The organism is Providencia sp. (assembly GCF_003533305.1).
GTDB lineage: Bacteria > Pseudomonadota > Gammaproteobacteria > Enterobacterales > Enterobacteriaceae > Providencia.
Window position 1 is genome coordinate 80837 of the sequence record NZ_DOEH01000006.1, and the last position, 22169, is coordinate 103005.

The 22169-nt window shown below is 38.1% G+C and carries 19 protein-coding genes; 16 read left to right on the plus strand and 3 right to left on the minus strand.

What is annotated here, in order from left to right; all coding sequences use genetic code 11:
* Nucleotides 1–7 precede the first annotated feature (7 nt).
* The 13 genes from napC to DD649_RS02125 all read left to right on the plus strand — a co-directional run bounded on the left by napC (nt 8) and on the right by DD649_RS02125 (nt 13518).
* Nucleotides 8–646: a cytochrome c-type protein NapC gene (gene napC / locus DD649_RS02065; protein ID WP_294103066.1), complete on the plus strand. Its 639-nt coding sequence runs from the start codon at nt 8–10 to the stop codon at nt 644–646.
* 239 nt (nt 647–885) lie between these two features.
* A complete protein-coding gene (locus DD649_RS02070; protein ID WP_294103069.1) occupies nt 886–1623 on the plus strand; it encodes a heme ABC transporter permease in 738 nt (245 codons plus the stop codon).
* A complete protein-coding gene (gene ccmD, locus DD649_RS02075) occupies nt 1623–1835 on the plus strand; it encodes a heme exporter protein CcmD (protein WP_336428839.1) in 213 nt (70 codons plus the stop codon). Before DD649_RS02070 ends, ccmD begins: the two co-directional genes overlap by 1 nt.
* Complete coding sequence (gene ccmE / locus DD649_RS02080; RefSeq protein ID WP_336428841.1) at nt 1832–2311, plus strand: cytochrome c maturation protein CcmE; 480 nt, start codon at nt 1832–1834, stop codon at nt 2309–2311. Before ccmD ends, ccmE begins: the two co-directional genes overlap by 4 nt.
* On the plus strand, nt 2308–4239 hold the full coding sequence (locus tag DD649_RS02085) for a heme lyase CcmF/NrfE family subunit (protein WP_336428843.1): 1932 nt from the start codon (nt 2308–2310) through the stop codon (nt 4237–4239). Before ccmE ends, DD649_RS02085 begins: the two co-directional genes overlap by 4 nt.
* On the plus strand, nt 4236–4793 hold the full coding sequence (dsbE, locus tag DD649_RS02090; protein WP_336428845.1) for a thiol:disulfide interchange protein DsbE: 558 nt from the start codon (nt 4236–4238) through the stop codon (nt 4791–4793). Before DD649_RS02085 ends, dsbE begins: the two co-directional genes overlap by 4 nt.
* Nucleotides 4790–5860, plus strand: coding sequence for a cytochrome c-type biogenesis protein CcmH (locus DD649_RS02095; protein ID WP_294103080.1), 1071 nt, complete (start codon nt 4790–4792; stop codon nt 5858–5860). The genes dsbE and DD649_RS02095 overlap by 4 nt, the downstream gene beginning before the upstream one ends.
* A 511-nt stretch (nt 5861–6371) precedes the next feature.
* Nucleotides 6372–7592, plus strand: coding sequence for a PfkB family carbohydrate kinase (locus DD649_RS02100; protein WP_294103082.1), 1221 nt, complete (start codon nt 6372–6374; stop codon nt 7590–7592).
* Between the two features lie 26 nt (nt 7593–7618).
* Nucleotides 7619–8356 carry a glutamine amidotransferase gene (locus DD649_RS02105; protein WP_294103087.1) on the plus strand — a complete coding sequence of 246 codons (738 nt, stop codon included), beginning with the start codon at nt 7619–7621 and terminating at the stop codon, nt 8354–8356.
* Between the two features lie 113 nt (nt 8357–8469).
* Nucleotides 8470–9435: a DMT family transporter gene (locus tag DD649_RS02110; RefSeq protein ID WP_294103090.1), complete on the plus strand. Its 966-nt coding sequence runs from the start codon at nt 8470–8472 to the stop codon at nt 9433–9435.
* Between the two features lie 2 nt (nt 9436–9437).
* Entirely contained in the window at nt 9438–10469 is a 1032-nt protein-coding gene (locus DD649_RS02115; RefSeq protein ID WP_294103092.1) for a phosphotriesterase-related protein, read from the plus strand.
* Between the two features lie 420 nt (nt 10470–10889).
* Nucleotides 10890–11315: a DUF2946 domain-containing protein gene (locus DD649_RS02120; protein WP_336428854.1), complete on the plus strand. Its 426-nt coding sequence runs from the start codon at nt 10890–10892 to the stop codon at nt 11313–11315.
* 172 nt (nt 11316–11487) lie between these two features.
* Nucleotides 11488–13518 carry a TonB-dependent copper receptor gene (locus DD649_RS02125; protein WP_294103097.1) on the plus strand — a complete coding sequence of 677 codons (2031 nt, stop codon included), beginning with the start codon at nt 11488–11490 and terminating at the stop codon, nt 13516–13518.
* Between the two features lie 115 nt (nt 13519–13633).
* Here DD649_RS02125 and DD649_RS02130 read toward each other — a convergent pair whose 3' ends face one another.
* A complete protein-coding gene (locus tag DD649_RS02130; RefSeq protein ID WP_294103101.1) occupies nt 13634–14521 on the minus strand; it encodes an AraC family transcriptional regulator in 888 nt (295 codons plus the stop codon).
* 936 nt (nt 14522–15457) lie between these two features.
* Between DD649_RS02130 and DD649_RS02135 the strand changes: the two genes are divergently transcribed.
* Nucleotides 15458–15712, plus strand: coding sequence for a helix-turn-helix transcriptional regulator (locus DD649_RS02135; protein WP_294103103.1), 255 nt, complete (start codon nt 15458–15460; stop codon nt 15710–15712).
* A 222-nt stretch (nt 15713–15934) separates the two neighbouring features.
* Here the strand turns inward: DD649_RS02135 and DD649_RS02140 are convergent, their stop codons facing one another.
* Nucleotides 15935–16930: a hypothetical protein gene (locus tag DD649_RS02140; RefSeq protein ID WP_294103105.1), complete on the minus strand. Its 996-nt coding sequence runs from the start codon at nt 16928–16930 to the stop codon at nt 15935–15937.
* Between the two features lie 308 nt (nt 16931–17238).
* Entirely contained in the window at nt 17239–18078 is an 840-nt protein-coding gene (locus tag DD649_RS02145) for a MurR/RpiR family transcriptional regulator (RefSeq protein WP_294103108.1), read from the minus strand.
* A gap of 367 nt (nt 18079–18445) precedes the next feature.
* Here DD649_RS02145 and DD649_RS02150 point away from each other — a divergent pair, with 367 nt between their 5' ends.
* Both DD649_RS02150 and iolD read left to right on the plus strand, forming a co-directional pair.
* Nucleotides 18446–19957: a CoA-acylating methylmalonate-semialdehyde dehydrogenase gene (locus DD649_RS02150; protein WP_294103111.1), complete on the plus strand. Its 1512-nt coding sequence runs from the start codon at nt 18446–18448 to the stop codon at nt 19955–19957.
* A 12-nt stretch (nt 19958–19969) separates the two neighbouring features.
* Nucleotides 19970–21907: a 3D-(3,5/4)-trihydroxycyclohexane-1,2-dione acylhydrolase (decyclizing) gene (gene iolD, locus DD649_RS02155; RefSeq protein WP_294103114.1), complete on the plus strand. Its 1938-nt coding sequence runs from the start codon at nt 19970–19972 to the stop codon at nt 21905–21907.
* The last annotated feature ends 262 nt before the right edge of the window (nt 21908–22169 follow it).

Genomic DNA, 22169 nt, shown 5'->3' on the forward strand with positions numbered 1-22169 from the left:
GGGAGATATGGCCAATAAAAATGAGAATCAAGCAGGTAGTGATAAACCCAAAAAGTCAGGCTTGATAGGGCTTATCCGCCGGCTTTGGCAGTGGTGGCGTCGTCCTAGCCGTTTAGCACTTGGAACACTTTTACTGATTGGTTTTGTCAGTGGCGTGATTTTCTGGGGTGGATTTAATACGGGAATGGAAAAAGCCAATACAGAAGAGTTTTGTATTAGCTGTCATGAGATGCGTGAAAATGTCTATGAAGAATATATGGATACTATTCACTATACTAACCGTAGTGGTGTAAGAGCAACCTGTCCTGACTGCCACGTACCACATGAATTTGGACCTAAAATGGTCAGAAAAATTCAGGCGAGTAAAGAGTTGTACGGTAAAATCTTTGGCATTATCGATACGCCTCAAAAATTTGAAGATCATCGTTTAGCGATGGCTCAAAGTGAGTGGCGGCGCATGAAAGATAATAATTCTCAGGAGTGTCGTAATTGCCACAACTTTGAATACATGGATTTCACCGCACAAAAAAGTGTCGCATCAAAAATGCATGACCAAGCTGTACAAGATGGCAAAACCTGTATTGATTGCCATAAAGGTATTGCACATAAATTGCCGGATATGCGTGATGTTGAACCGGGCTTTTAGGAAGAATGACTTGTTCTGATTGGTTGTGATGGACTGATTTAGATCAGCGAATCGAATAACAGCGTGTAGTTAACGTACAATCAGTTCGAATAATGATGATAAATAGGCTAGTCGGCAGTTAAATGCTTGACTAGCCTAAATTATATTTGTGTTAAATCAATAAATTTGTTGTAGTTATGTGTATCGTAGATTGAACTAGTACAAAGCTAACTAACGACATAAATTGGGGCTATTAAACTATGTGGAAAAAGCTTCACCAACTTGCCATTCCTGTGAACCTATATCGCTTGTGCGGATATCTCGCACCTTGGTTTATTGTCTTGAGCGTAATTTTTCTCGCGGCTGGCTGGATTTGGGGATTTGGCTTTGCGCCAACAGATAAAACACAAAGTGATAGCTACCGTATTATGTATATTCACGTGCCAGCTGCAATGTGGTCGATGGGTATTTATGCGACTATGGCAATCACTGCGTTTATTGGTCTTATTTGGCAGATGAAAGTATCTGAGCTTGCAATCGCTGCTATGGCACCTATTGGCGCTGTATTTACCTTTATTGCCTTAGTTACCGGTGCCACATGGGGGAAACCTATGTGGGGCGCATGGTGGGTTTGGGATGCACGTCTAACCTCAGAACTGATTTTATTTTTTCTTTATGTTGGAATTATTGCCTTATGGCATGCATTCGATGATCGTCGCATTGCGGGTAAAGCAGCAGCAATATTAGTCTTAATTGGTGTTATTAATTTACCTATCATCCATTATTCTGTCGAATGGTGGCAAACATTGCATCAGCCTTCGACTCGAATGCAGCAAAGTATTAATCCAGCAATGCGGACACCATTGCGTTTAGCTATCCTTGGTTATCTATTTCTGTTTATTTCGTTGACATTAATTCGCTTACGCAGCCAATTATTACTGTTAGAGCGTAATCGTCCATGGGTTCTAGATATCGTCAATAAGCGAGGACAAAAATAATGAATAGCGCTTTTGCATCTTGGACGGATTTTTTTGCCATGGGTGGCTATGGATTCTATGTATGGTTAGCTGTAGCTTTAGCATTGGTGCCGATATTATTGTTGTGCTTGCATACCTATATTCAAAGAGAAATGATTTTTACGGCAATTATTCAGCAACAAGCACGTGAAGTTAGACAAAAAGCCGCAAGAGCTCGCCGGGAGGGGATGTGAATATACGCCGAAAAAATAGATTATGGTTAATTTGCGCTATATTGGTGGGTGCTGGTTTAACAATAGCATTAATATTATATGCATTACGTTCAAGCATTGATTTGTTCTATACACCCGGTGAAATCATTTATGGTAAGCGGGAAACACAGCAAATTCCTGAGGTAGGACAGCGTTTACGTGTTGGTGGTATGGTGATGCCAGGCACGGTGGTTCGCGATCCTGAATCATTAAAAGTTACTTTTACTGTGTATGATGCGGAAGCAGAAATTGAAGTCAGTTATGATGGTATTTTGCCTGACTTGTTTCGGGAAGGACAAGGTGTGGTCGTGCAAGGTGAGCTTGAAGAAAATAATCATGTTTTAGCTAAAGAAGTATTAGCAAAGCACGATGAAAATTATACACCACCAGAGATAGAACAAGCGATGCAAGAAAATCATCGAAGACCTGCTGCGGTCTATAAGGATAACGCATCATGATCCCTGAGATTGGTAGCATCTTGCTATGTTTGGCATTGGGTATTGCGGTATTGCTATCTTTTTATCCACTCTGGGGCGTCGCGCGTAATGACTCTCGGCTGATGGCGTCATCTCGTCCTCTTGCATGGCTGCTTTTTTTGTGTGTGACGGGCGCATTTTTAGTATTAGTGAATGCCTTTGTTGTTAATGATTTCTCTGTCACTTATGTGGCGAATAACTCGAACACGTTATTACCTGTCTGGTATCGAGTTGCTGCTACATGGGGTGCTCATGAAGGTTCTTTGCTTTTGTGGGTTTTATTAATGAGCGGTTGGACATTTGCTGTCGCTCTTTGTAGTTATCGTATGCCATTGGATATTGTAGCGCGTGTATTGGCTGTGATGGGCATGGTCAGTGTCGGTTTCTTGTTATTTATTATCTTTACCTCAAACCCATTCTCACGCACGTTGCCTGCATTTCCTATTGAAGGGCGAGATTTAAACCCGCTGTTACAAGACCCCGGCTTAATTTTCCATCCTCCATTATTATATATGGGCTATGTTGGATTCTCGGTTGCTTTTGCTTTTGCTATTGCCGCATTATTGAGTGGTCGACTCGATAGCGCTTTCACCCGTTTTGCACGTCCTTGGACAATGGCTGCTTGGTTCTTCCTCACACTCGGTATTATGTTAGGTTCTGCATGGGCGTATTATGAACTGGGCTGGGGAGGCTGGTGGTTCTGGGACCCAGTTGAAAATGCATCGTTTATGCCATGGTTGGTCGGCACCGCACTAATCCACTCATTGTCGGTGACGGAACAAAGAGCGACATTCAAAGCGTGGTCACTGTTACTTTCTATTTCCGCGTTCTCATTGTGTTTGCTTGGCACCTTCTTAGTTCGCTCTGGGGTGTTGGTCTCTGTCCATGCCTTTGCGTCTGATCCATCCCGTGGCCTGTTTATATTAGCCTTTATGATCTTAGTGATTGGCGGATCGTTACTGGTATTTGCTGTTCGGGGTCATAAAATTCGCTCGAAAGTGAATAACTCGCTGTGGTCTCGTGAGTCCTTGTTGCTTGGTAACAATGTCATCCTAACCGCAGCAATGTTAGTCGTGTTACTTGGTACGTTACTACCTTTAGTGCATAAGCAACTTGGCTTAGGGACTATCTCAATCGGCGAACCTTTCTTTAATACGATGTTTATTGTGTTAATGGTACCTTTTGCTCTGTTGTTAGGTATCGGGCCATTAGTTCGTTGGGGACGCGATCGCCCAGCCGCTATTCGAAAAATACTGATTTTTGCCCTAGTCATGGCACTGATATTGTCTTTCTTATTGCCTTGGTTGATGGAAGATAGAGTTGAAGCGCTGACTTATCTTGGCTTGATGATGGCGAGTTGGATAGTCATTCTTGCATTCGTCGAAATGAAAATACGGATTAGCAAGAAAATTAAATTAACATCAAGTTATTGGGGAATGGTGTTGGCTCATTTAGGTTTGGCCGTCACGATTGTCGGGATCGCATTTAGTCAAAATTATAGTATTGAACGAGATGTCAAAATGAAGCCCGGTGATAGTATTTCTATTCGCGCTTATACCTTTGTTTTTAACGGTGTACATGAAGCTAATGGTCCAAATTATCAAGGGGTTATTGGTAGCATCTCGGTTAAAGAAAATGATAAAGTATTAACGACTTTACTGCCTGAAAAACGCTTTTATAAGACCAGTCGTGCAGTGATGACGGAAGCAGCTATTGATGGTGGTTTTACCCGTGATTTATACGCTGCTTTAGGTGAGGAAATTACTAAAGACGTCTGGACACTGCGTTTATATTATAAGCCTTTTGTGCGTTGGATCTGGTCAGGTGGTATTTTGATGTCTATTGGCGCGCTATTTTGCTTGTTTGACCCACGCTATCGCCGTCGTAAAGCTGAAGGGGAGGCTGCATGAGTCGTAAAGTATTTTTAATCCCTTTTATTATATTTACGGCGATTGCCGCTGTGCTTTTATGGCAGTTGATGCGTAATGCAGAAGGGGATGATCCTCGCTTATTAGAATCTGCATTGATTGGTAAGCCCGTGCCTATTTTTCGTTTGGAATCGTTAGAGAATCCCGGGCAACATTATGAATCGGATGTGCTCAATCAAGGTAAACCAATTCTATTAAATGTTTGGGCGACATGGTGTCCTACTTGTCGTGCCGAACATCAATATCTGAATACACTTTCGGCGCAAGGCGTGCGTGTTGTTGGTCTTAATTATAAAGACAATCGGCAAAAAGCGATTGGTTGGCTACGTGAGCTGGGCAACCCTTATGCGCTGAGTTTATTTGATGGTGAAGGTATGTTGGGCTTAGATCTCGGCGTTTATGGTGCACCTGAAACTTTTCTTATTGATGGCAATGGCATTATTCGTTATCGCCATGCAGGGGCTATGGATGAGCAAGTGTGGGAAAAAGAGTTGAAGCCACTGTGGGACCGTTATAGCAAGGAGGCCAGCCAATGAAATATTTATTAGGCTTGCTGATGTTTGCGCTCAGTGCAACCGTTACTTTTGCGGCGACAGAAGTGTTTACTTTTGATAATGAACAACAAGAGCAGCAGTTTCGTAAATTAACGGAAGAGTTACGCTGCCCTAAATGTCAAAATAACAGTATTGCTGACTCTAACTCAATGATTGCGCTAGATTTACGTCAAAAAGTGTATGAATTGATGAAAGAGGGTAAAAATCGCGATGAAATCATTGATTATATGGTGGCGCGATATGGTTACTTTGTCACTTATAATCCACCATTAACTCCTTTAACGGTGATACTTTGGGGGCTCCCATTTGCCGCTATAGCCGTGGGTGGATGGATTATTTTTGCACGTTCTAAAAAACGGGTACGCATTAAAAATTCATCCCTAAATGATGAAGATGATTTACCTGAATCATCACGAGCGAGTATTTGGGTCTATGTGCCGGGTATTATTATTGCCGTTGGCATTGGAGCAGTGGCGTATTATCAAGTCGGAAGCTATAGCAAAGTTGCAGATTGGAATATTGCTTACCAGCAAGCCCCCGCTTTGCTTGATAGAGCCCTTGACCCAAAAGAACCGCCACTTAATAATGAAGAGATGGAACGTTTGGCATTAGGCTTACGCACTCGTTTACAAGAAGATCCACAAAACGTAGAAGCATGGGTAATGCTAGGGCGTATCGGCATGGTATTGAGTAATGCGACGATGGCAACAGATGCTTATGGTCGAGCTTACCGCTTATCGCCGAATGATGAAGGTGTGGCGATGGGATATGCAGAAGTGTTAACCCGTTCATCTGATCCGGAAGATAATCGTGAAGGTACTGAGCTACTGAAAAAATTGATTGCTGAAAATCGAACCAATGTTAAAGCATTAAGTTTGTTTGCATTCAATGCCTTTGAGCAAGAGCAATATGCAGAAGCCATTTCAGCTTGGCAAATGATGTTAAAATTATTGCCTGAAAACGATCAGCGCCGAACCATTATCGAGCGAAGTGTAGAACAAGCTTTAGTGTTGCTACACGAGAAAAAAGGTACGGCAGGCAGCCAATAATCTTTAAAAGTAGTTAGTCATTATATAAGCGGGCGCAATTGCGCCCGTTTTTATCAGTGTTGTAATGATAATCCTCACTAATACGCATTTCTCCATTTGTGATCTTCCTCCCAATATACAAAGAATAAATTCTATTGAAAATAATTCGATAATATTCAGATATTTTATCTTTATAGTAAAATAAAGATAAATATAATTGATGTTATTTAAGATTTATTTGACTTTAAATTGGATTTAAATTAATTCATTTAATGAAATATTAAAAATATTTTTATAGTTAATTTTAATTAACTGAATTTGTATATTTTTTTATTTTAATTAGCCTAATTTATAGGTTGCTATATTATCTTGATATAAATGATGTATTTAGCTTTAAGACTGCATTTTTGTTTTTTTTTGTTTTTAGTTTTATGCTTTTTGCTTTTTTTTGCTTTTGAATGGGAACATATGATTATAGTCACATTAACTTAACAAGGTATAAATTAGAGTTAATGCCATGAGGTAAAATGGCATGAAAGCAGAACGACATAAGAAAATAATTAATTTTTTAAAAAAAACAGGCTCAGCGAAAGTTTCTGTTTTATCGAAAGAACTTAATGTCACTAAAGAAACGATTAGGGCAGATTTAAATTCTTTAGCAAAAAAAGGCATTATTAGTCGCTGTCATGGCGGTGCCTATATTGAATTTGAAACTTTAGATAAAGTTGCCAAAAAGGAAATAATTCAATTTCTTGAATGTAATGAAAGCTTTAATGATAAAACAAATAAGGATGATGCCGTGTTAGGTAAAGTTTGCGTATTAGGTTCATTTAATGTTGATATGATTAGTTATTTACCTCGATTACCTGAAGCGGGTGAATCATTATTAGCAAACAAATTTATATTCTCCCCAGGTGGTAAAGGCTGTAATCAAGCTTTAGCTGCAAGCTATTCAGATTCTCAGGTGCATTTTATTACTAAAATAGGAACTGACCAATTTAGTGAATATGCTATAAACTTTATTTCATCATCTAAAATTAAAACATCAACAATATACCAAACAGAAAAATATCAAACAGGTACAGCTTCAATATTTGTATCCGAAAATAGTGGTGAAAATATTATTTCTATTTATCCTGGATCTAATATGGATATTACCGCTGATGAGGTTAAAATTCAAAAGGATAGGGTGATTAATTCAAATGTTATCCTACTACAATTAGAAACAAATATTGATGCATTAAAAGAAATTATTTCCATCGGTAATGAATATAATATTCCAATTATATTAAATCCTGCACCTTACAACGATATAGTGAATGAGTTGATTGATAAAATAGATATTTTAACACCGAATGAAACCGAAGCGAGTTTGCTTTCTGATATTAATGTGATTGATATAGAAACAGCGAAAAAAGCAGCGAAAGTTATCTATGAAAAAGGTGTTAAAAAGGTTGTCATTACGCTTGGTAGTAAAGGCTCTATCGCTTATGACGGTAATAAATTTATTTATTCACCGGCTTATACCGCAGTAGTGAAGAATACCGCGGGGGCGGGTGATGCATTTAATGGTGCATTGGCGGCATCATTAGCGAAAGGTAAGCAATTTTCTTATGCATTACGTTACGCCTCAGCATTCTCATCTCTTGCAGTTGAAACCGGTAATGCTTCTGAAATGCCCGATGACATTAATGTCATGCATCGAATTAATCAAACAACTTACTCTCAGGTTGTTACTCAATCTCCTGAATAAATTAATAGTCTGAAAGAGGAATAAAAATGAAAATTTTATTTATTGGTGAATCATGGCACATTCACATGATCCATACCAAAGGTTATGACAGCTTTACTTCAAGTAAATATGAAGAAGGTGCAACTTTTTTATTAGGCTGTTTGAAAAGCAAAGGAATTGAAATTGACTATATGCCAGCACACACAGTGCAAATGGCATTTCCTAAAACAGTTGAAGAGTTGGCTAAATACGATGTAGTTGTGATTAGCGATATTGGTGCTAATACATTTTTATTACAAAATGATACTTTCTACAATATGAAAGTATTACCAAATGCTTTAGAGCTCATTAAACAATATGTTATTAATGGTGGCGGCTTGTTAATGATAGGGGGTTATTTATCCTTTATGGGTATTGAGGCTAAAGCAAATTATAAAAATACATTACTCGCAGATGTATTACCTGTAGAAATGCTTAATGGTGATGATCGAGTTGAAAAACCAGAAGGTATTTTTGCATCACCCGTTAATTCTGAACATGATTCAGTAAAAGGCTTTAGCAATTGGCCAATGTTCTTGGGTTATAACAAAGTTACAGCTAAAGAAAATACAGAAGTTGTATTAAATATTGGTGAAGATCCTTTATTGGTATTTGGCCAATATGAAAAAGGCAAAACTGGTTGTTTCATGAGTGACTGTTCGCCGCACTGGGGAAGTCGTGAGTTTTTAGCTTGGGAATATTATACCGATATGTGGGTAAATATTTTAAAACAAGTTTCTCGCTAATTTATAAAATTAAAATTCTAAAAATAAAGAAAATAAGTGCAGAGTTTTCTCTGCGCTTAACCTACCGATTACAATAATAATGACTCATAGTCAAAATCCATAAGGAATATTTTATGAGTACAAAAAGTTATTCTACCCCTTTTCTTATGATAGCGACGGTTTTGGCCGGTATGCTGTCACCAATGCAATCCGCCGTAAATGGGCAGCTTGGAGATGTATTAAAAGACGGAAATGCGAGTGCCGTTATTTCTTTTGCTAGTGGTTTAGTTGTTATGTTTTTTGTCATTCTAGCGAAAAAACAAACTCGCCAACAATTTGCAGCAATTCCGAGTTTAATTAAAAATAAGAAAATACCTTTATGGAATTGGTTTGCTGGCCTTTGTGGTGCGATGGTCGTTTTTTCTGAAGGAGCATCTGCAAGTGCACTTGGTATTGCTACATTCCAAACAGCGCTTATTTCAGCACTCTTGTTATCAGGTTTACTGTGTGACCGATTTGGTATTGGTATCGATGAGAAAAAACCATTTACAACTTTCCGTGTTCTTGGTGCTGTGTTTGCCGTTATTGCGACCTTATTTGTGGTATCACCACAATGGCATTCAAGCTCAGCCATTTATTTAGCTATCCTTCCATTCTTGGCGGGTTTGTTAGCGGGTTGGCAACCAGCAGGTAACTCAAAAGTCGCCGATGCAACAGGTTCAATGTTAGTTTCAATTACATGGAACTTTATCGTTGGTTTTACTGTGTTAACCATTGCTTTGGTTATTCGTATGGCATTGGGTCACATTACGTTAGAGCTTCCTGGTGTTTGGTGGATGTATCTCGGTGGCCCATTAGGTCTGATGTCAATTGCATTAATGGCTATCTTAGTTCGTGGATTAGGTCTCTTAATGTTGGGTGTTGCATCAACCGCAGGTCAACTATTGGGGTCAGTCTTAATTGATACTTTGCTACCATCACTAGGTAATACTGTTTACTTTGTCACCATAATTGGAACGCTATTCGCATTAGTGGGTGCAATTATCACAACCATTCCTGAATTCAGAGAAGCTAAAGCCGCGAAAGCAACAGGAGTATAATTATGAAAGGGTATATTCAAACTGTAACAGGTCCAGTTAGAAAAGAAGATATGGGGCTAACGTTACCACATGAACATTTATTTAATGATCTCTCAACCGTTGTCGATCAGCCTTTTTATGATTTCTCCCATGTGTTAGTTGATAAAAAAGTGACGGCTGATATTCAATGGGGGCTCAAACATGATCCTTATTGCTGTTGTGACAATATGGATAAAAAGCCGATTGAAGATGTTATTTATGAAGTGAATAATTTTAAAGATCTCGGTGGTAGAACATTGGTAGATGCGACGGGTTCTAGTGCTATTGGTCGTGATGTTCTTCAGTTACGTGACGTTGCAGTGAAAACAGGTATTAATGTTGTGGCTTCATCAGGCCTATATATTGAAAAATTTGAAGGCGACCGCTTAGTCAATGATATAGATGCTATGGCAAAAATGATTGATGACGAGCTAAATATTGGTATTGATGGCACGAATATTTGTGCGGGCATGATTGGTGAAATTGGTGTGTCTCCATCATTTACAGATGGTGAAAAAAATAGTTTACGTGCGGCGTCACTAGCTCAACTTGCGAATGATCATGTATCAATGAATATTCATATGCCTGGTTGGCAGCGCCGTGGCGATGAAGTGCTCGACATTTTAATTACAGAAATGGGTGTTAATCCAGCAAAAATTTCGTTAGCGCATTCAGACCCATCAGGTAAAGATTTTGAGTATCAACGTCGTATGCTAGACCGAGGTGTATGGCTTGAATTTGATATGATAGGCCTTGATATTTCATTTCCAAAAGAAGGTGTTGCGCCGACAGTCACAGAAACTGTAGATGCAGTTTATCAATTGATTGAAATGGGATATGGGCATCAGATAGTGCTAAGCCACGATGTGTTTTTAAAACAAATGTGGGCAAAAAATGGTGGGAATGGTTGGGGTTTCGTACCAAATGTATTTTTATCATTGCTAGCAAAAAAAGGTGTCGATAAAGCAATTATCGCGCGCCTTTGTATTGATAACCCTGCTAATTTATTGGCTTAAATCAAGATGCTTAATTTAAGTATATTCATCTTTCTATAATATTGAATATTTAGCTTAAATAAAATTGCTATTTTAATTATGCGACAACTCATTATATGTGGTGTCGCATTTTTATTCTAAATGTTATTAGTTATTATATTTTTGTTATTGGATTAATATATTATTAATATTATATTAACTGCCTAAAAGGAAGAATGAAAAGGTCAATTACAACATGGGGTTATGATTCAGATAAATGAAAATGTTCTACTTGTTATGACTAAAGTAATATTTGATGAATAACTGCTTAGTATTTAATCTATATAGGAGTGCAAAAATAAAAGCATATAGTTAACATTAATGGTAGAAAGTAATAACAATAAACATCTAAATAAGATACACTTTTGCCCCATAAATTCGTACTAAAATGACGGAAAAACGTTGCACCTGCGCCGCTTTATCAGAGAACTCGCAACTTACCTAGGATTACTGGCCGTCGCTATGTTGTTTATTGCACCATTGATTTCAAAATCAATGGCACAAATGAATAGTTGCACAGATAGCCATAGTCAAATGGTGGGGCACTCGATGCATCAGCATCAGGGGCTCCCATCGCCTGAAAATTGCGAATCAACCGGTATGATGAACCATATGCTAATGACAGGTATGGGACAGTCGCCGATGGAAGATATTGCCTGCGGCTACTGTCAGCTATTAGTACATTTTCCATTTTTAATCTTATTTATTGCCATTGCTATTCGACAATTGGCTACTCTCACACGCTTTATTCCTTTTGAGCGCTGTATTCAGTTATGGGTATTTCGCCCATGGTCATTACGTCTGGCTCGAGCCCCCCCTTACACCTGATTTCTTTAATTAACGTATTTAACTAATTTTTATCTTACTTTTGCCACATTGTGTACAAAGTGGTTTCGTGCATCCTGAATTTGGCTTTCATTTTAAGGCGCTGCCCTAATGCACGAAATAAATACCGTGAGTCAAAGGCAAAAAATATTTAATAAAGAAACAGGCAATATATATGAACACACAAACGTTTAAGCTTACTCCAGTGACTCTGTTGGTTGTTGGTGCGATTTTTTCTGCTGCATCTATCGCCGCTGCTAATAGTGCTAATCAAAGTTTGTTATCAGAAAGCTCAGTAATGATAGTTACGGCTCCGGTTGATTCACCTTTAACTATTTCTACATCAACAAAAACACCAAGGCAGCCTGTGCCTGCAAGTGATGGCTCCGATTACTTAAAAACGATCCCAGGATTTTCACAAATCAGAAATGGAGGGACAAACGGTGACCCTGTTTTTCGTGGAATGTTTGGTTCTCGTTTACGAATTTTAACCAATGACGGTGAAATGTTAGGTGCTTGCCCATCACGTATGGATGCGCCAACGTCTTATATTTCACCTGAAAATTTTGATGTATTAAATATGATTAAAGGCCCGCAAACTGTGTTGTGGGGGCCGGGTAACTCAGCAGGTACTATTCGTTTTGATAGAGAAAAACCTGATTTTACTGAAGCTGGGATTAAAGGGAATGCGAGTGCTTTAACTGCATCTAATCACCGTTTGGATACTAATGCAGATATTAGTATAGGTAATGAAAAAGGTTATGTCCGTTTGATAGGTAATAAGTCTCGTTCTAATGACTACAAAGATGGCAATGGCGATAAAGTGCCATCAAAATGGGATAAATGGAATGCAGATATTGCCGTGGGTTGGACCCCCGATGAATATACGTTATTGGAGTTAACCGCAGGCAAAGGGGATGGTGAAGCACGCTATGCGGGAAGAGGAATGGATGGTTCACAATTTAAGCGCGATAGTTTAGGTTTACGTTTTGAAAAAAGTAACATTGGTACTGTCTTGGATAAAGTTGAAGCGAGTATGTACTACAATTATGCCGACCATGTTATGGATAATTACTCTTTACGCTCAACTTCAAACGGTATGGGTTCCGGTCATATGTCTAGTAGCCACGGCATGATGAATATGCCAATGAAAATGCGTGTTGACCGCGAAACCATTGGCGGTCGAGTCATGAGTACTTGGATTTGGTCTGACTATGAGTTACGAACAGGTGCTGATATGCAAACGAATCAGCATCGAAGTAATAGCAATAATAGTTGGATTAAAGATGCTAAGTTTCAGGATTATGGTGTTTTTGGTGAGCTATCTTGGAACGCAACACAGCAAGGAAAAATGGTGAGTGGGGCGCGTTTAGATAGAGTTATTGTCGATAATTATAAAGACGTAGGTGCTTCAGGGCGTAATACGGTGATGCCAGCTGGTTTTGCTCGTTATGAATATTCGCTTTCTGATGTGCCAGTGATGTTGTACGCTGGGGTCGGTTATACTGAACGTTTTCCTGATTATTGGGAGCTTTTTTCACCTAAGCTAGGTCCTGATGGTACGAGTCGTGTTTTTGATACGTTGAAGACAGAAAAAACCGCGCAGTTAGATATTGGTGCTAAATACAGCAATGAGCAAACTAATGCTTGGGTTTCGGCTTACATGGGGCGTGTTGATGATTTCATTCTTTTCCGTTATAGCGCAACGGATTCAAGAATGAGCCAAGTTGAAAATGTGAATGCAATGATTATGGGCGGGGAGCTAGGTATTGCTCAAAAGCTCAGCGACGAATGGAAAGCGGATGCGAGCTTAGCTTATTCTTGGGGGGAAAATAGAACGGATGGCTCAGCATTACCACAAATGCCACCACTCGAAAGCCGTTTTGGTCTCTCTTGGGAAAAAGGAGATTGGACAACAACGGGGTTAATTCGTGTTGTTAGCCGCCAAGATCGTGTTGCGATCAATGATGGAAACGTTGTGGGCAAAGACTTCAGTAAAAGTGCAGGTTTTACTATTTTCTCACTCAATACCGCCTATAAAGTAAACGAGAATGTGAAATTGAGCGCAGGGGTTGATAATTTGTTTGATAAAACCTACAGCGAACATTTGAATTTGGCTGGAAATAGTGGTTTTGGTTATTCATCAAACAGCCCTGTTAATGAGCCAGGTAGAACATTTTGGGCGAAAATGAACCTGACATTTTAATTGTGTGTTATTAATTAAAATAATAGGTGTTGTGACGCTGATCGTTATACCTGTAATATCGGTATAAGCTGACTATAGTTAGCGAGTCGAAGGATCGACTGGCTAACTAGTTTGATTATTCAGCGATGACAGGTATGTAATAATTTAATTCTTTAATATAACTATGTGAATTATCAATGAATTCATTATAGGTTGGTTTAGAATTCAACACATAATGTTCAATGTCTGCTCCTTCGCCACGAGCAATATCCATTTCAGCTAATACTTTTCCGTAAACCGTATAAATAATATCATTGTAATTAATACCTTTAAGGCTCCCTATAAATTTGATTTTGAGGTAGTTCCCTTGTGGTAATTTTAAACTTTTTGTTTGAGGCGTAACGATATCAACTTCATTCTCATCAAAAGCTGTTGAATATAAAAAGCGACCTTCTTCAGTAGCAGAAGCATCAATTCCATGTATAGCGTAGAGATTTTTTGTAACGTACTTATTTTTATCAAGAAAATTTCGCCAATAGCTTTTTCTTAATTCTTGCGTATTAAGATTCCACTCATTAATGTTTTGTACATAACGATGAGTAGTACCTAGAAGGTTGATAGCAGGCAAATGAACAAGTTTAACTTCTGCTTGTAGCTCTTTACTTTCTCTTAATGGCAAACAAAAACCTTCTACCTTCCATCCTGTACGCTTTCTATATTCTGATGGTGTGATATTAAACTGTTTTTTGAATGCGCGGCAGAATGTTTGCTGAGAGTCAAAGCGGTATCTCAACGAGATGTCCATGATGCTGTCATTTGTGAGACGCAGTGCGACAGCTGAGCATGATAGACGTCTAGCTCGAATATAAGAGCCTAAGGCTAGGCCTGTTTGATTTTTAAACAGGCGCTGGAAGTGCCATTTAGTATATCCAGATTTATCAGCGACTGTATCTAAAGATAGCCGAGATTCTAAATTTTGCTCTATCCAGAGAATGATTTCCCTGATAACACTTTCTTGTAGCATGGTTGCCCTTTCTAGTCATTTTTACTTAAACTTGAAATATAGAGAGCCGAGTTATCGGTTGTTGGGATTGAATCTGATAAAAAATAATAGTTACCAGTAACAGAATAGCATAGCTACTGAGAATTTTTTTAAACAGATGTGAAGTTAAGTAAGTTTTACTCTTATTATTAAAGATAACGCTTCTCATGGGTAACATGGGATTGACTTTAGTTAGTACTTTCTGGTAGAAAAATCCTTCTAGGATTATTTTATGTGGGCTATTGTAGTGGTAAATAAGTTGATACGATGAAATTCTCCTTTTTTGTGTGCTATGTTTTTGGTTGCCGTTATGAAATTAAGTATTTAAATAACATATTGAAATAACAAATATTTTTCTTACGGTGATAATTGAAGTGTATTATTGCAACTATTAATTATAAAAATATGACCAATAGTGATAGATGATTTAATTTTGTTGAGTAATATGTTTTTTAAATAGTAATTAAGAATTATCTAAGAATTCAAAAAAATATGCTATTAAGCAGAAACCATTAGAAACTTGTAAATACAAATTGTGACGAATTATTGTAAAAACTAATACTTAATATTAGATAATTGTTTTGTTACATCAATAGAATAAGCTAGACTTTATATTCTAGCAATTAATACGCCTTTAAGTTTTAATCAATAGTTGACCGTCTTAATTAGACTTAGGATATCGCCTAATTAATGTTTTTAAGTGACTTGCATCACCGTTTTTAATTATTATTACATTGTATTTCATTTGATGTTAATCAATAGGTTATGAATTATTTTGATTGTTTCATTTTTAAAGTAGTCAAAATTGGACGTGATTTTCATCACATTTATTAATGTAGGTCAATTATTTGATTTAAATGTGGTGATAATTTACTCGCCGACAGTTCATGTTCAGTTATATTAATAATAGGAGTATCTATGCATAAAGATGAAATTGCAAAAATGCTAGGCATTAAAATCCGTAAGCAACGAGAAAGTCATAAGATGACACTAAAACAGACTGCACTGCTAATTGGGGTTTCAGAGGATGAAATGAATCGGTTTGAAAGTGGCGAAAGTTGTATTGATATAGATTCTTTATTCCAATTTGCATATTTATTTAATTTAGAGCCGACAGTATTTTTAACGAGTGTCGTCAATATCAATAGTGGTACGCGTAACACTATTCATTAAAGTATTATTTATTAAAGTACACTTTTTAAGTGCTATCGTTTTAAGCACCATTGATTAAAACACAGTTTATAAGTATTAAATGTAATATTGAATTACATAGGTATTGGGTTGTTTACATTAAAATTTTTAACAATAAAGAATGTGATGACGATAGATAACATTAAAAGGGGTAATTCAATGAGCCTAGGCTCTTACCCCTTTTGATGGTGATTATGCAATTCATTAGATAAACGCTTTGAGTTTTAGTTGCTCTAAAATATTTTCAGTTATCAGGTTGGTATTCATAAAATGCGTGGCTTTTCTTTGTTTAGTTTCACTTCGTAACTTTAAAACAAATTGGTCAAGCTGCTTGATCACTGCATCATCATCAGTAACTAGATGGTTTTTTTGTTCAGTGATTAAATTATTCTCAAACTGAAAGTTATGATTGCGTTGTTTTAATGATAGTCGGTCTGAAATATTTCCCGTATTGAAAAATAACTCAAATGAAATGAGTAACCCATTTTCAGTACGTAAATTAATGATTAGTACGTCACCATCTTCCATTTTTGAAAAAGGATGAGAGTATTGGATAGACGCAGTGCTTAATGTAAAACTAGGCAATAGTGTTAAAAGAAGTGATACTTTATCTGAAATTACTGCACGTAATGTATTGAACGGTATTCGGTCATCGGGCTCAATTTTTCTATGAGCCGATAATCTCAGTAAACCCGCCTCTGAATTTTTCTCTGATAACAATTCTAAATTTAAATCACAAAATTGCGTTTCAAAACTTATGGGATGGCTATGACTTATGTTGACACCGTTGAGTTTAGCTAATTTTAATAAGGTCGATAGCTCATCTTCGCTGTAGTTAGGAATATTATTAAGTAGTATATCTTTACCTGCATCTACTGCTGTGTGGATCGTAAATTTTAATAATTCATCACTGTAAACAGATGTGATAATAACTGAACCAATTTCTTCATTATTAATGAGATTCTCAATCTTTCTTTTTTGGCACATAAAGTAAGATGCAGAGGGCATTGCTGAATCAATCTCACAAACAGCTTTGAGTTCGCAATGGTGAGAACTGTGGTTGATAGCTTGCATGTAACGGTGGTTATAAGCCGTCGAGCCGATTAAGCCAATTCCCACTCTATTTAATGAAACAAGAGAATGCTGTTCTTCAAGTAAACGAAGATGACCAAGTAAATAGAGGAAGTGAGTATTCATCATCGTCGTTCCCTATAATAAGCGTTATACTCAGAATTCACATAATCTCAACATAGCAGCATGAAACAATAATTTCATTTTATTGTTACGTTGAAATTTGTATTTTCTGACAGAACTCACAAATTAGATATATTAATAGAGAAAAACGATATTGTGGTTGTCACCATAAATTGTTATCACGATGTATGGTTAGGAGATACTAAAAATTTAAATAATATTTGATATGAATGATTAAAATTAACATGAAAAAATTTAAAAAAATTACTCTGTCACAATGGAGGCGTTTGTAACAGAGTCTTTGGCGTTGATGGTTAAATTAATTTTTTACTGCCTTGGCGGTATGCTAAGGCCACCGTCAGTGATTGCGCTAAACAAAGTGTTGCTGACTGGGAACGAAATGCATCAACTTGCGCTTCTTTAATGACAAAACACACATCGCTGAAACTGGCTAATGGACTAATTTGGCTATCGGTTATAACGATTTGCCGAGCTCCAGTTTGTGCTGCTTTTTCACTGACCATAATAGTTTCAGATGCGTAAGGTGTGAAACTAATAGAAATAACGACATCATTTTCACTAATACGATTTATTTGCTCTTTAAACATTCCACCGAGGCCATCAATTAATACTGGACGGCATTCAAGATGACTAAGTGCATAGCTTAAATAAGTGGCAACACTAAAGGAGCGGCGTAGGCCTATAATGTAAATATTTTGAGCCTCTGCCAGTAAAGATACTGCTTTTTCCATATCTTCAGGCGGTGTTCTCGCTGCCATTTGCTGTAATGCTTGAGCGTTTGAGTGAGCAAATTCTTTTAAAATTTGAGCAGGGTCATCACTCAATTCTTGGTCACTATCCATCTCACGAAATAGTCTTGCTCTATCTGTATAGCTTGCAGTTTCTTCAACAAGATTCATTCGAAATAATTGTTTCATTTCATTAAAGCCACTGAAATCAAATGCATTGGCAAAACGAATTAGAGTTGAAGGAGGGACATTCGCCTCTTTAGCAATAACTGCAACGGTATCAAATGCGACACTGTTGGTATTATCTAACACGTATCTCGCCACTTGTTGTAGCCGTTTACTTAACTCATCATATCGAGAGCGAACTTGCTCCTGAAACTCATTTAAATTTGATGCTGTGGACATATAACCTCCGTGATTGGCCATTAATTGTAGTTGTTTTCTGCTGTTAGTCGAATCTTTTTGAAACAGTTAGTTCAAACAGATAAAATGACCTTTTCCGATGCCCTAAATAATTTAACTTTTGGGTAGTATAAATAATGCCGCAATTTTTATAAATAATGACTTATAACGTGAATTAAGATGAGTATCTATGTGAATAAATGATTAAATGCAATTTTGAAACAAGAATCGTAATCTTGAATTGATAATTTCATAAAAGCTTTGTCTGGATCACATAAATTGAATGTTGTTTCAATTTTAGTTGAAAATGAAATGAATATTTCATATACCTTTACTAACAAGGTAACTCTATCAGCTAAAGAGAGGCAACATGGAACAGATTCAAAATTTCATTGGTGGCGAAATAGTATCCAGTAAAAGTGGACGTTTTGCGCCAGTGTATAACCCGGCGACGGGTGAGCAAATTGCACAAGTTGTACTAAGTAGCGCCGATGAAACTAAACAGGCAATAGAGATTGCACATAAAGCATTTTCTCAGTGGTCTAAGCTATCTCCGCTAAGACGCTCTCGTATTCTGTTTAAATTCAAAGCATTACTTGAACTTAATATGGATAGCTTAGCGCGCCTTATTTCACAAGAGCATGGTAAAGTATTTTCTGATGCAGTGGGTGAAGTCACGCGTGGTCTTGAAGTTGTTGAATTTGCTTGCGGTATTCCTCATCTGCAAAAAGGTGAACATTCAGCCAACGTTGCAACAGGTGTTGATAGTCATTCACTGATGCAACCATTAGGTGTTTGCGTTGGTATTACTCCGTTTAACTTTCCTGCAATGGTACCAATGTGGATGTTCCCAGTTGCCTTAGCAACAGGTAATACTTTTATTTTGAAGCCTTCAGAAAAAGACCCTTCTTTGGCATTGGAACTCGCTAAATTATTGAAAGAAGCGGGTTTACCTGATGGCGTGTTTAATGTTGTTCAAGGGGATAAAGAGTCCGTTGATACATTACTCACAGCGCCAGAAGTTCAAGCTGTCAGTTTTGTTGGCTCGACTCCGATTGCTGAATATATATATTCTACTGCGTCTAAGCATGGTAAGCGTTGTCAAGCACTCGGTGGTGCAAAAAATCATTGCATATTGATGCCTGACGCAGATATGGACCAAGCAACAAATGCCATCATGGGCGCTGCGTTCGGCGCGGCAGGTGAGCGCTGTATGGCATTGTCAGTTGTTCTTGCTGTTGGTGATGAAACCGCAGATTCTTTAATTGCTAAACTCAAAAGTCAAATTGCTAAAATGACGGTAGGCCCAGGTCTTACCGAAGGCAAAGAAAATGATATGGGTCCGGTGATTTCAGCGCAACATAAAGCGAAGATTTGTGATTATATTACCAGTGGTGAGAAACAAGGTGCGAGCTTATTAGTTGATGGTCGTAGCTTCAAAGTTTCTGGTTTTGAAAATGGTTATTTTGTTGGCCCAACATTATTTGATAATGTCACCCCTGAAATGGATATTTATAAAGAAGAAATATTTGGTCCAGTACTCGCGATTGTCCGTGTACCTGATTTTGAAACAGGGCTGAAACTTATCAATCAACATGAGTATGGTAATGGAACTGCAATTTTTACTCGTGATGGTGAAACCGCGCGTGAGTTCCAAGAAAATGTTCTTGCAGGGATGGTTGGGATAAATATTCCGATCCCAGTACCAATGGCATTCCATAGCTTTGGTGGTTGGAAACGTTCTATTTTTGGCCCATTGAATGTCCATGGTAATGACGGTGTTCGTTTCTATACAAGAATGAAAACAGTAACAAGTCGTTGGCCTGCTAGTGTTCGTTTAGAGCATCATGAAAGTAGTTTTACAATGCCAACTATGGAATAAATGGAGACCCTTATGAATAAGCAGAAAATGACCACAGCTCAAGCGTTGGTTAAATTTCTTAATCAGCAGTATGTTGAAGTCGATGGTGAACAGTATCCGTTTATTCAGGGGGTATTTACCATTTTTGGTCATGGTAACGTTGTTGGGTTAGGGCAGGCGCTTGAAGAAGCGCCGGGTCATTTACGTGTTTATCAAGGATGCAATGAGCAAGGTATGGCTCATATTGCTACCGGTTTTGCGAAGCAAAAAAAACGTAAACAGATTTTTGCTGTGACCTCTTCGGTGGGACCTGGCGCAGCAAATATGATAACGGCTGCGGCGACAGCAACAGCTAATCGTATTCCATTATTGCTATTACCGGGCGACACATTTGCCACCCGCCAACCTGATCCTGTTTTGCAGCAGGTCGAGCAATATGGTGATGGGACTATTAGTACTAATGATTGCTTTAGGCCTATCTCTCGTTATTGGGATAGAGTCTCTCGACCTGAACAGCTTATGGCAGCAATGATTAATGCTATGAGAGTACTGACTGATCCTGCGGATACGGGCGCGGTGACAATTTGTCTACCCCAAGATGTTCAAGGTGAGGCGTGGGATTACCCAGATTATTTTTTTGAAAAGCGAGTTCATCGTATTGAGCGACGTCCTGCTACCACGATCAGCCTGAATGAAGCTGTTAGTCTTATTCAAAGTCACAAAAGACCACTATTAGTTTGTGGTGGCGGTGTTCGTTATTCAGAAGCACATGATGTTTTTCTAGATTTTGCTCAGCGTTATTCGATACCTTTTGGGGAAACCCAAGCGGGTAAAAGTGCGATTGTGGCAAGTCATCCTCTGAACGTTGGGGGGATTGGGACTACCGGAGGACTCGCGGCAAACTTATTAGCTAAAGATGCCGATCTGGTGATTGGCGTAGGGACTCGTTTTACTGACTTTACGACGGCGTCTAAATCATTATTTAGTCATCCCAATGTCAAGTTTTTGAATATTAACGTAGCAGAGTTCGATGCAGGCAAACTTGATGGATTAAAAGTTATCGCTGATGCTAAAGAGGCACTTTCGGCTATCGATAAGCTAATGCAAGGAAGTGGCTATCAAGCACAGTGGGGCGAAGCTATTTCTAAAGCAAAACAGCAGTGGCAAACAGAATTAACACGTTTATTTTCAATTCAATATAAACCATTGGATTTTGTACCTGAAGTTGCCGGACATCTTGATGACAAGTTGGAAGAATACAAGAATGTGTTAGGCACTGAGCTTACACAAACTCGCGTTTTAGGGCTTATTCAGCAAAATATGGAAGATAATGCCATTATTGTGGGTGCTGCGGGTTCGCTACCGGGCGATCTTCAGCGTATTTGGTTACCGAAACATCGTGATACTTATCATCTTGAGTACGGCTACTCTTGTATGGGTTATGAAATTGCGGCCGCAGTGGGTGCTAAAATTGCAGCGCCAACACAACCTGTTTATGCAATGGTCGGCGATGGTTCATATCTGATGCTACACAGCGAGTTACAAACTGCTATCCAAGAAAACCTTAAGATCACTATCTTATTATTTGATAATGCAGGGTTTGGTTGTATTAATAACCTGCAAATGAGCCAAGGTATGGGGAGTTTTGGTACCGAAAATCGTCATCGTAACCCACAAACGGGTTTAATGGATGGTCCATTAGTTAAAGTGGACTTTGCTAAGAATGCAGAAAGTTATGGATGTAAGAGCTATCGCGTGCATGATGAAACTCAATTAATCTCTGCTATTGAAGATGCAAAGCTGCAATTAGGCTGTGTGTTAATTGATATTAAAGTCTTACCTAAAACCATGACAAATGGCTATGAGGCATGGTGGCGAACGGGTACAGCTCAGGTTGCTAATAAACCTGAAATAGTCGCAGCTGCGGATAAAATTAAGCACATGGTGGATAATAACGTTCGCCTGTATTAGTACACGTTATTTTAGAAAATGAGTTTTAAGGGGAACTCGAAGGCAATTTGCCTTTGAGTATATTCCCTTATCCTAAAGGTCGTGAGGTAGGGTAATGTCGGATTATTTGCATGGATTGCTTTCGGATATTATTTAATTTTAATTGGGTTAATTAATGCCGTTGTTTTATTTTTATTGCTCAGCTTTTGCTGAGCTTTTTTGTGCTTAATGATTTGATTAGCCGTTAATGTGAGATTTTTTTCTTACATTATTGCATTTCAAT